Here is an 11,436-nt window from a genome sequence, read left to right on the forward strand (position 1 = left end):
TATGTTTCCTTTTTCTTATTAATTGGACATTAATTAATAGAAGCCCATTTCTTTACCACGTAGGCAAATCCATTGTTGTGTGTTATGGGTTAACTTCCCAGCTTTCACATCTTCACTCAATTCCTCATATATTTTCATAATATCTTTTTGTGTCAAATCTCTTTCACCTAGACCATATATATAATTGGACACAATAGGCTTTTCTTTATTTGTATGGTATGTAGCAGCGCAAACCTCATTAAATAAAGCACCCATTGCACCTGCTGGAGAGGATTTATCCATTATTGCCAAAGCTTTTATGCTTTTCAATGCCTCTGCAATCTTATCATATGGGAATGGTCGTAAAACATGAATTGTAACCACACCAGCTTTTATACCTTTAGCTCTCATTTGCTTTGCAGCAACTCTAGCAGATTCTGCTGTTGTGCCAATAGCAAATATTGCTACTTCTGCATCACTCATATCATAGCTCATTACAGGATGATATTCTCTGCCTGTTTTATCTTTGAATTCTCTAAATACCCTCTCAATTACGGGCATAGATTCCATTATAGCAGAGTGTAATTGCGCTTTATGCTCATAATGCCAATCTTCTTCTGCTTGCACTCCGTAAGTTACTGGTTTGCTAAAATCTAGCATTGCATTTTTTACTTTATATTCTCCAATAAATTCATATGCTTCCTTATCGCTTAATGGTCGGACATTTTGAGCAGTGTGAGAACTTAGGAATCCATCTTGATTTACTATCGTTGGAACTCGAACATCGTAATCTTCAGCGATTTTAAATGCCATTAGATTGAAATCATAAGCTTCTTGTGGATTGCATGTGCAAAGTTGAATCCAACCTGCATCTCTGCATAAATACATATCAGAATGGTCTCCGTGAATATTTAATGGGGAAGCTAATGCGCGATTTACTAGATTTAACACAATAGGTAATCTCATACCACTTGCTTGATATAATACTTCAATCATTAAAGCTAAACCTTGCGAGCTTGTAGCGGTAGCCACTCTTCCACCAGCTGCAGCTGCGCCAACGCAACCGCTCATAGCAGCATGTTCTGATTCTACTAATACAAATTCTCCATCTATATATCCATTTCCAACAAAGCTACCATAGTCTTGCACAATAGGTGTTGATGGTGTAATTGGATATGCTGCCATTACATCAATTTGAGCCTGTCTTAGTGCATGGCTTGCTGCAACATTACCGTCCCATACTTCTACTTGTTGTAATTCGTAAACCTTAGCCATAACTACTCCTTAGATTTTTTCGCCTTAGCTGGCCATTTGCTAATAGCGTCCTCTATTTCTATGAAATCTTGATACATAATTAGAGATTTTGGATTTGTTGGACATACATTCGCACATACTCCGCAACCTTTGCAGTGTTTGTAATCAACGCCTGTCATTTTTTCTCCCCTAACTAAAATAGAACTATCGGGGCAATATACCCAACACTGATAGCAATTAATGCAATGATCTGTGTTATAAACAGGCTTTTCCGTTCTCCAGTGTGCAACGCTTAGGGTATAAGAGCTGTATTCTGTGTATTTTCTATCCTCTTGATGTAGGCTTAAGCTTTTTTCTCCCTCTGTTTCCAATGGAAAAACAACTGCTCCGGGAAGTAAATCATTCCAACCTTTAGTAATATTTTGCATGTATCTTCCTTTCTTTCACATTTAATAACATGTTTATTTTACTTCATCATATGCTCTTTGAATGGCTAGCATATTTGCGTCAATAATTTTTTGTGGTAGTTTCTTTCCTAAAACTTTTTTGAAAGCTTCTTTGAATTCTTCTATATCTAAGATTCCAGATTCTCTTACAAATGCACCAAGCATAGGGGCATTTGGGATTGGTCTGCCTAAGGTTTCTAAAGAAATCCTAATACAATCTACAATAAAAAATGTTTTCTCTTTAAGCTCTGGTTTCTTGGCGATTAACTCTTCTTTGCTTAAGTGTGTTGTGATGATATATTTTGTAGTTGGCTTTTCATTCTCAAAAATATCTGCAATAAAGGTTAAGCCAGGGTCAATAACTAGTACATAATCTGGCTCCATATATTTTTCATGATTTAATATTGGCTCATCATCAAATCTATCAAAAGCAGCCATGGTGGCACCTCTTTTTGCAGATCCATAAGTAGCAAATGCTTGCACCTCTTTTCCTGTTCCAGCAATTACATCTGCTAGTCCCTTAGCACCTGTTACAGCCCCTTGACCAGCTCTACTATGCCATCTGATCTCTAGCATTATTATCTCCTTACAATTGGGTTAATTCTGTGAATTAAAATAGATAATCTAGCCTAAATTAATGCTAATAGCTATTTATCTATCAATTTCATTTTTTAAGTATAGTTCATCTATTTATGTAATTGTTGATTTGTTTGGAATCGCCTAAATAGAATAGGACGTTAAATAAACAATACCACGCAATTCCACAGAGATTTATGTAACAAATAAGACCTTAGATAGCAGACTATGTCTTATTCATAACCTAAACCTAAAATATATTTTATCTCAATAATCAGTCCATTTGATAGTTTTTTACACTTTGTTATATTAAGCAGATAATCTTGTGTTGTAAAAAATACACATCTTTTCATAATCATAACTTCATATTTTGTTTTTATAGTGCACAATATGCTTAATTTGGTATTTATAGATGACTTATGCTTTTAAATATTATCTATGCAATTTTATGATAGTTTAGGATATTTAGTGCATACTATAAGATTTTTTGATTAAAAATATTTAAAAAACTTTACTTAATAAGACTAAATATTTAGAATAATTAGCAATTTTTATTTATAAGTGCTAATTTCATTTACTTTTTTTGATATAATTCCAAACATGATTTTTACTTAAGAGGCTATTTTTAATGAATATTAAGACTAAATTGCTGATTGGTATTATTCAAGAGTATATTAAGAGCAAGGAACCAATTGGTTCGGAGTTTTTAAAATCACAGCAAAATTTTGATGTTTCATCAGCTACTATTAGAAATTATTGCAAGATATTAGAGAAGGAGGGCGCATTATTTCAACCACATACAAGTAGTGGACGTATTCCTACTAATGCGAGCTTATCTTCATATTGGAAGGATGCATTGCAATTATTTGTCAACGATGAGTTGGAAATAGATATTCATCAAATAGCTAATCTTAGCAAGCGTTATGAAGTATTTTGCATTTTGATTCCAAAAGAGAGCAATATTTTAGAAAATGTATTAGATGTTGAGAATAACTATTTGATTCTTGAGTTTAGTCGGAATGAAGCTGTCATAGGCTTTTCTGATGTTTTGTTGCGTTTTACAAGAAGTCTTGTTGGGTTAGAGGTTCATGATATTATAAGAGTTGCAGGAGAAGTAGGAGCAAAAGAGTTAAAAGAAAAGATTTTATGTCTTAGTCATTTTGATTTTAATATAACTAGCTATCGTTATGGTAGTGAATTTTTGAAAGATATAGTTTTTGGGGATGCTAGTGTTTTTATGGATTTTTATAATGCTTATGCACTTTTGAAATATCAAAATGGAGTTTATTTTAATATCCTGCCTAGCGGTTATTTGACGCTAATTCATGATATTTCATATTTTAATCATAATAGCGGCGAGAGCAATAAGGCAAGAATGCTTTGTGCTGGAAGTATGCTATCTGATTATAGGAGTTTTTATAAAGAATTACATATGGGCTGTATAGACTGATGGATATCATTATTTCTAATGCAGTATATACGAGTTCTTTATTAAGATTCTTAATATACAAGAATCTAATGCTTAGCAAAAAGGAGTAGTATGCAACAAGAAGATTCTAAACAACAAGAACAAGAACAAGAAGAAGAAAATCAAGCTCAAGAGGTAGAAGAATCAACAGAATCTAGTGATACTAAAGATGATAATACTATATTGAAGCAAAAGATAAAGGAGTTAGAAGATCAATATCTACGAGCGTATGCAGATTTTGAAAATGTGAAAAAGAGGCTTGAGAAAGATAAGTCTCAAGCACTCGAATATGCACACGAAAAAATTTTAAAGGATATGTTACCTGTTGCAGATACGCTTGATAAGGCTTTAGAATCTGCGCAAAATACAGAAAATGGTGAAAAGATAGCAGAGGGCTTAAAGCTAACTATTGATAATTTCCAAAAAGTTTTTAATAAATATGGTGTGGAGGTGATAGAGGTAAATAATGAGTTTAATCCTGAATTGCATGATGCAATCATGCATGTTGTTGATGAAAGCAAAGAAAATGGACAGATTGCACAAGTGTTGCAAAAGGGATATAAATATAAAGAAAGAATATTGCGAGCAGCAATGGTAAGCATAGTAAAGAATTAGTTTGATTGAAAGGATGACAATATGGGTAAAGTTTTAGGAATAGATTTAGGCACAACAAATTCTGCAATGGCAGTTTATGAAGGCAATGAAGGAAAAATTATAGCTAACAAAGAAGGTAAGAATACTACTCCTTCTATAGTGGCTTTTACTGATAAAGGTGAAATTTTGGTTGGAGAGCCAGCAAAAAGGCAGGCTATCACGAATCCAAAGAAGACCATTTATTCAATCAAGAGAATCATGGGCTTGATGTTTGATGAGGATAAGGCAAAAGAAGCTGAAAAGAGGCTGCCATACAGTATCATAGATAGGAATGGAGCATGTGCAGTTGAAATTGCAGATAAGATTTATACTCCACAAGAGATTTCTGCAAAGATTCTAATTAAGCTTAAAGAAGATGCTCAAGATTATCTTGGTGAGGAAGTAACTGAAGCAGTAATAACTGTTCCAGCGTATTTTAATGATGCTCAAAGAAAGGCGACAAAAGAGGCTGGCACTATTGCAGGTCTAAATGTACTAAGAATCATTAATGAGCCTACTTCAGCTGCTCTTGCTTATGGATTAGATAAAAAAGATGCAGAGAAGATTATGGTTTATGATTTGGGGGGTGGCACATTTGATGTAACAGTTCTTGAGACGGGGGATGGAGTTGTAGAGGTATTGGCTACAGGTGGAGATGCGTTCTTGGGTGGAGATGACTTCGATAACAAGATCATTGATTGGATTGTTGATGAATTCAAGAGCGATGAGGGAATTGATCTAAAAAATGATGTTATGGCATTACAAAGATTAAAAGATTCCGCAGAGAATGCAAAAAAAGAGTTAAGTTCTGCAACAGAAACAGAAATTAATTTACCGTTTATAACAGCCGATGCAAATGGTCCAAAACACCTAACTAAGAAGTTAACTCGTGCAAAGTTTGAAACATTAATTAACCATTTGATTGAAGATACTATTAAAAAGATTGATGGAGTTATTAAAGACGCGGGATTAAGTAAGGGTGATATTAGTGAAGTTGTTATGGTTGGAGGCTCTACTAGGATTCCAAAGGTGCAACAAAGAGTAAAGGAATTTATTGGTAAGGACTTAAATAAATCAGTAAATCCAGATGAAGTGGTAGCAGTTGGTGCTGCGATACAAGGCGGTGTTTTAAAAGGTGATGTAAAGGATGTCTTGCTTCTTGATGTAACTCCACTAAGCCTTGGAATTGAGACTTTAGGTGGTGTTATGTCAAAAATTATAGAGAAGGGTACAACAATTCCGGTTAAAAAAAGTCAAGTGTTCTCAACAGCAGAGGACAATCAGCCAGCAGTTACAATACAAATCTATCAAGGCGAGAGAGAATTAGCAAAAGATAATAAAAAGCTTGGAAACTTTGATTTACAAGGAATTCCGCCAGCTCCAAGAGGTGTCCCCCAAATCGAAGTAACACTTGATATAGATGCAAATGGAATCTTGACTGTATCTGCAAAGGACAAAAATACAGGTAAGTCTCAAGAAATTAAAATTACCGGTTCTAGCGGTTTATCTGATGAAGAAATACAAAAAATGGTAAAAGATGCCGAGCTTCATAAAGAAGAAGATTCCAAGCGCAAGGAGATTATTGAGGTTAGAAATCAAGCTGATAGCCTTGTATATCAAGTAGAAAAGAGCATAGAGGATATGCGCAAAGATGAGAACAAGGGTAAAGTTGATGATGGAGTGCTATCTCAGGTTGAGAGTCTAAAAGATTCCTTAAAAGATACATTAAAGAATGCAGATTCCTCAAAAGAGGAGATAGAATCTAAAATTAAAGCTTTAAATGATGGTTTTCAAAATATTATGACATCGCAGGCTCAATCACAGCAAGCAGGTGGAAAACAAAGCAGCAACAAGAAAAAAGATGATGATGTGATTGATGCGGAAGTTGTGTAAGTTTTTAGATTCTTTATGTAGCGTGAAATTTGTAATATAATAGAAGTATATAACGTTATAATATATATGCAGTTGATATATAATTATAAATTTTATAACTTCTATGATTTTTTACAACAATCATCTTCAGCTCTTAGTTTTTGACTAATTGATAATTGTCGAATTTGGTTCAATATCTCTAAAATTGTAATAATCTTGTTAAGTGTAATCTAGTTATAGAAATATTATTAGAAATAATATTTCTAATAATATTAGAATTAAAGTGCCTTATGTATAATAGAATAAGTGATTATATATAGAATATAAATCTTACTTAATGATGTAGACATAGATTTATAATTAGATTTCTTCTGTAAACAGAATCTAATTATAAATCTATGCGATCTTCTTATTATTTTATATTCTGAAAATTTACTAAGCAATAAAGCTTTTTACCAACGTTTTCTACTACTTGTATATTTGTATAATATGATGTATAGAATCTACCTTTGCTATTTAAAAAAATGATTTTACATGATCTTATCAGCTTTTTAATACATAAATTTTTATTAAGCATTAAATGTTTTAAATTATTAGATCATTTTTTATATGTGTTACAGTAGTATAGCTTCCATTATATATAATCAATCTACTATGGATAAAATATTATGAGGTATTTTCATTATCTCACAAGGCTTGTTTGTAGATCTAAAATTAGGTAAGATAAATCTATCAATATTAGAAGTCTAAAACATAATATCTATCAAGATATAGATATTACAAATACCAAAAATTTAGCTTATTTTGTAGCATTTTCTACAATTTGTGCTAAAAGCTTTGCTATATTATCTATAACTTTTTGATTTTTTATACCATATCTTTTTGCTATATCTTTTATATCCGTGGTATTTACAAATACTTTTCCATTAGGGTCCTGCCATACAACTATTTTTAATGGTAACTCTATTGCTATATTCTGATTTTCTCTCATTAAAGCGGTGCCAACTTTTGGGTTTCCAAATACTATTACTTTAGTTGGATTTAGCTCTTCATCTACACTACTTGCCCAATCAGAATGCTTAAATTCAGCAAATATTGTTATATTCTTCTCTTTTAGAAATTTCTCTACATTCTCAAAAGTTGTTTCAAAACTATGCCTACTTTGCATCGCTTTTTTTATATTGCTTTCTTTTGCGTCAATTATATTTGTAACCATACCAACCACCAGTATTATTGTATATATCAAATTTTTCATTATTATCTCACTTTTAGGATATTTGCCATTATACAATGTTATTGCTTAATGTATATTGGTCTTTTCAAAATATATTACATTTGCTTATTTTATGTATTTTCATTTAATTTATTATATTACTAGGTTTATGCCAATAATATAATTTTATCTTGGTGTATTATTTGCCAACTCTTTTTACATTTTTATCTTTTGCTTCAATATAGTCACAGCCCATTACCACACAACCAAGCCTTAACTCACTTATTCTAACTCTCTTATTTGTGCTTTTTTGTTGCTATTCCTTGTAAAGTGCATTTTTTTGCCTATTCTGCATTTTTATAAAATTTTTAGAATCTCTATAGACTTAAGGTAAATATACTAAGCTTTGCAGAGGTCTTTAAAAAATCTTTGCTTTTATTTGTGCTATAAAAATTTTAATGATTTTAATGATATGTAATTTAGAAGAAGAAAAACAAATTTTTAGAATTTGCTAAACTTAATGAAATGACTTTTTAAGGTGGGTAGTTTTAATGCAAATTATAGAGAGGCACTTGCACTTGACAATGTGTGGTTAATGTTGTGTTATTGGCACTTTGGAAAAAATATATTTTAGAATTTTACAAAATCGAAAATACCAAAATAGAAATTGATAGCAAATATTGACCAAAAAATATTTAATAATATAAAATACAAATTTAATGTATTTTTCTAAGCCACAATGGTAAAGAATTATAGAATCCGAGCAAATGCTCAAAATTCTATAAGAGACACTATTAAAAAGGTAATTTAAAAACAACAATATGTAGCCCTAAAAACATCTCCCACTTATACATTGATTAAGTAGCTCTGGCAAAGGAATAAGCGTATTTCCTCTCCTGCCCTCACCCTCTCCAGTGCAATCACGTACAGAAATCATAGATTCAAACTCATTCTCATGTATTCCCCTCACTTCAAAAATACCCAAACCTAACACTTCTCTTCGTTGGCTAAAACTCCCTGCCCTCTCTAGGGCTAAATGGAGTTCATCGGCATTTCTTGCAGGAGTAAGACTTTGGGTAAAAGCCTCTAAAGTAGTTTGTATATTTGTAGGAATGGCAATCACACCATTATTTGTCCTTAATAAAACCATAGCATGCACAGCAAAACCGCTCCCAGAAGCACCTGTTCTAACATATGTCGCAAGATAGATTCTACCTGCATCTGCATTAAAGAGCCTAGAGAGTAATGTATCAACCTCCGCTGCCCTATCAACTCTGCCAAACAAATCCCATTCATATTGAGGGAGCATAGAAATAGAACCCGCATAAGCTCTATCTAATGTGCGATAAAACGCATCGCCAACAGTACTTAAGGGTCTATTGATATATTCTGAAATATCCGCTAGGGTATCATGCAAGATAGAATGTCTTTCCCTAAAAGAAATAAAAGGGTTGGTATGGGCTGCGGTATTGAAAAAATACCCTCCGCTAGGGCGTGTCTGATAAGGATTTTCTAGTAATTCAGCAATCATTTGGTAAGAATGCAATAAACATGTCCCACAAAACCCACTTGATGCAGGAGTGGCACCAACTCCTACAGAAGCACCCGCAGTAGTTTGAGATATGGCATAAAGCCTGTGTATCCACTCTGGGCTAAGCTCGAAATTTGAGGGAAACCACGGGCTTTGCTTTAATCTCCTTTGTAGATTATGCCCTCCAGCAGGGCAAGATTCTAAATTAGCACCCACATTTGCATTAATAAAACGTCTCAATTCTCTAAAATCCTTATCTGTTAAAAACTCTGAAGTTTGGCTCTTGCCCGTATCTTCTGGTAAAAATGTTGGTTTAACGGCATAAGGCACGCCCCAATGTGCTCCATATCCAGTAACTCTTAAGATATTCCCATCTTTATCTTCAAAGGCAAATTTATTCTCTGAGATACTTATAGGATTCCAAAAAGGTTTATCTTTCTCCTTAGGTTTTGAATCACTGCATTTCCCCCAACTTATCCAATTCCAATCATTACTTCCTACATTAGAATACATACAATATAATATGCCAGCTAAGCTATTATATTGTGCTATGTATCCTCTATCTAAATTGTAATATAGGGGAGTTGTATTTTTCTGTGAAGCATCATTGTAGAGAAAATAACGCTCACTCCCTTCTTTAGTTGATAGCTCCCAAGAAAGTGAAGTAATAATACTAATATTTCCGGGTATTGCAATAGTATCCATCCATTCATTCATGGAGGGGGTAAGTTTATGTTGTTTTAGATTTTTTGCAACTCTATGCACCGCATACAAATAAGAACCATCATCTTGAATACTATAGCTTTCATCAAGGCTATAAAATATTCTATTTTTAATTTTCCATTTTTGTCTTGAATCATTAATCACACAAGGGCGAAGATAAACATAATCTGCTATCCATCTATCATAGGTAGCGACACTATCTGGAGCAGTGATACATTGCCAAATATTATTAATATAAAAGCCTATTCTGCCAAATACATCATATCTTGCAGCTCTTGCTTCCTTTAAAGAACAATTAAGAATCCCTATATAAGAACCATTGTCTGCCCCTAAAGAAAAGGTGGGGATATAACAAAGCTTACCCGAAGAGGTATAAACCTGAATTGACCTATCTTTTGGGGTTTGCACAGGCTTTTGGATAATAGAATCTGCACCAAAAACAAAATCTGTAACAAAAAGCAATAACATCATATAAAAAAACAATTTCCTCATAAAACCTCCTTTTATCTTTTATGATGAAGTAGATAAATTAATACCTTAAAGTCTTTTAATTAAAACTTAGATCTTCAATATTAAACTTTATAATAACTCTATATTATTTTTTATAAAAAATAAAAGTCTTAATATCAATTCATCTCTAGCACAAACAAGTAAAAATTTAAACAAAATTTAGCAAGCTTTCTTTAATGCCTTGCAATAGAGCAATTTTATATTAAAACTTACAAAGATAAAAAAGCTAGATTTAATAATTCTTAAAGCAAAATATTCCTACTACTCACATTTAGTTTCTAATGCCAATTTTTATTCCAACAAATCCTCTAAATCCAAAATATCCCAACTAAGCCTATTCTTACCCAATCTAACTTATAATTTTTAAAACCACAAGGAGAGCCAATGATAAATGTGATTTTTGATATGGATGGGACATTGCTTAATAGTGAGGATTGCATTTGTGCTGCAGTTGCTGAAATTCGCAAGGACAGACAATTACCAGAGATTCCAAAATCTACCATACAACACGCTATACACACTCCCGGCATTGATTGTGCCAAAGTTTTTTATAATATTGATAATTTTCCCCACAGGAGCTACAAAGTCGGCTTTGAATCATACTTTAAAAAGCATTATGAGCAAAATGCGGCGTTATTTGAAAACGTGCGTGAAATGCTCGAAACTTGCAAAATAAGACAATATTTTCTAGCCCTTGCTTCTAATGCTCCCCAAGAAAAACTAAAACCAATTTTGCAAAGACATAATATCGCAGAATATTTTGACATTATAATTGGCACAAACCCCGATATAGAATCTAAACCCAGCCCTATGATGATTTACCATATCTTACAAAAAGCCCCTTTTAAGCAAAGTGTTTTTGTGGGGAATTGCCTTAAAGATGAGCAAGCAGCAGCCAATGCAAAAATCCCCTATCTACAAGCTAAATGGAGAGAAGCTAATGCTAAAAATGAGATTCTTCAAAACAACGAGTTTTCCACAAAAGATGAGCTTTTAGCTATGCTTGAAAAATATGAAAGTTTATTTTAATAAAATCCATAATTACCACATTCAAATTTAAACTATAAAACTTATTCTAATATGCTTTATAAAAAGATAGTAAAGGTGTCAAATATTGAAATGTTATGGACTACCCTCTACATCCACTCCACCTCTTTCTGTTATAATCTACTTCATTTTTCATTCTATTCTATTTATTCTATTTGTTGTAAGACTTTTATGCTCTTTAACT

General features: G+C 32.6%; 9 protein-coding genes. 4 read left to right on the forward strand and 5 right to left on the reverse strand.

What is annotated here, in order from left to right:
- Window positions 1–33: 33 nt before the first annotated feature.
- The 3 genes from LS73_RS06665 to LS73_RS06675 are packed head-to-tail and all read right to left on the reverse strand — an operon-like array spanning window position 34 to window position 2,255.
- On the reverse strand, window positions 34–1,254 hold the full coding sequence (locus LS73_RS06665) for a 2-oxoacid:ferredoxin oxidoreductase subunit alpha (protein WP_034558719.1): 1,221 nt from the start codon (window positions 1,252–1,254) through the stop codon (window positions 34–36).
- A gap of 2 nt (window positions 1,255–1,256) precedes the next feature.
- A complete protein-coding gene (locus LS73_RS06670) occupies window positions 1,257–1,661 on the reverse strand; it encodes a 4Fe-4S dicluster-binding protein (RefSeq protein ID WP_034558720.1) in 405 nt (134 codons plus the stop codon).
- 33 nt (window positions 1,662–1,694) lie between these two features.
- Entirely contained in the window at window positions 1,695–2,255 is a 561-nt protein-coding gene (locus tag LS73_RS06675; RefSeq protein WP_034558722.1) for a pyruvate flavodoxin oxidoreductase subunit gamma, read from the reverse strand.
- Window positions 2,256–2,883: 628 nt separating this feature from the next.
- Between LS73_RS06675 and LS73_RS06680 the strand changes: the two genes are divergently transcribed.
- From LS73_RS06680 to dnaK, 3 genes are all read left to right on the forward strand, one after another.
- On the forward strand, window positions 2,884–3,705 hold the full coding sequence (locus tag LS73_RS06680) for a hypothetical protein (protein WP_034558724.1): 822 nt from the start codon (window positions 2,884–2,886) through the stop codon (window positions 3,703–3,705).
- A gap of 90 nt (window positions 3,706–3,795) precedes the next feature.
- A complete protein-coding gene (gene grpE / locus LS73_RS06685; protein WP_034558726.1) occupies window positions 3,796–4,338 on the forward strand; it encodes a nucleotide exchange factor GrpE in 543 nt (180 codons plus the stop codon).
- A 21-nt stretch (window positions 4,339–4,359) separates the two neighbouring features.
- Window positions 4,360–6,249, forward strand: coding sequence for a molecular chaperone DnaK (dnaK, locus tag LS73_RS06690; RefSeq protein WP_034558728.1), 1,890 nt, complete (start codon window positions 4,360–4,362; stop codon window positions 6,247–6,249).
- A 778-nt stretch (window positions 6,250–7,027) separates the two neighbouring features.
- Here the strand turns inward: dnaK and LS73_RS06695 are convergent.
- Together LS73_RS06695 and LS73_RS06700 are read right to left on the reverse strand one after the other, a co-directional pair.
- Window positions 7,028–7,483, reverse strand: a complete 456-nt coding sequence (locus tag LS73_RS06695; RefSeq protein ID WP_034558997.1) for a DUF302 domain-containing protein — start codon at window positions 7,481–7,483, stop codon at window positions 7,028–7,030.
- Window positions 7,484–8,270: 787 nt separating this feature from the next.
- Window positions 8,271–10,187: a DUF1561 family protein gene (locus LS73_RS06700; protein ID WP_104692174.1), complete on the reverse strand. Its 1,917-nt coding sequence runs from the start codon at window positions 10,185–10,187 to the stop codon at window positions 8,271–8,273.
- Window positions 10,188–10,589: 402 nt separating this feature from the next.
- Between LS73_RS06700 and LS73_RS06705 the strand changes: the two genes are divergently transcribed.
- Window positions 10,590–11,234 (forward strand): HAD family hydrolase, encoded by a 645-nt coding sequence (locus LS73_RS06705; protein ID WP_034558731.1) that lies wholly within the window; start codon window positions 10,590–10,592, stop codon window positions 11,232–11,234.
- The last annotated feature ends 202 nt before the right edge of the window (window positions 11,235–11,436 follow it).

This window comes from Helicobacter muridarum (assembly GCF_000765805.2).
Classification (GTDB): domain Bacteria; phylum Campylobacterota; class Campylobacteria; order Campylobacterales; family Helicobacteraceae; genus Helicobacter_A; species Helicobacter_A muridarum.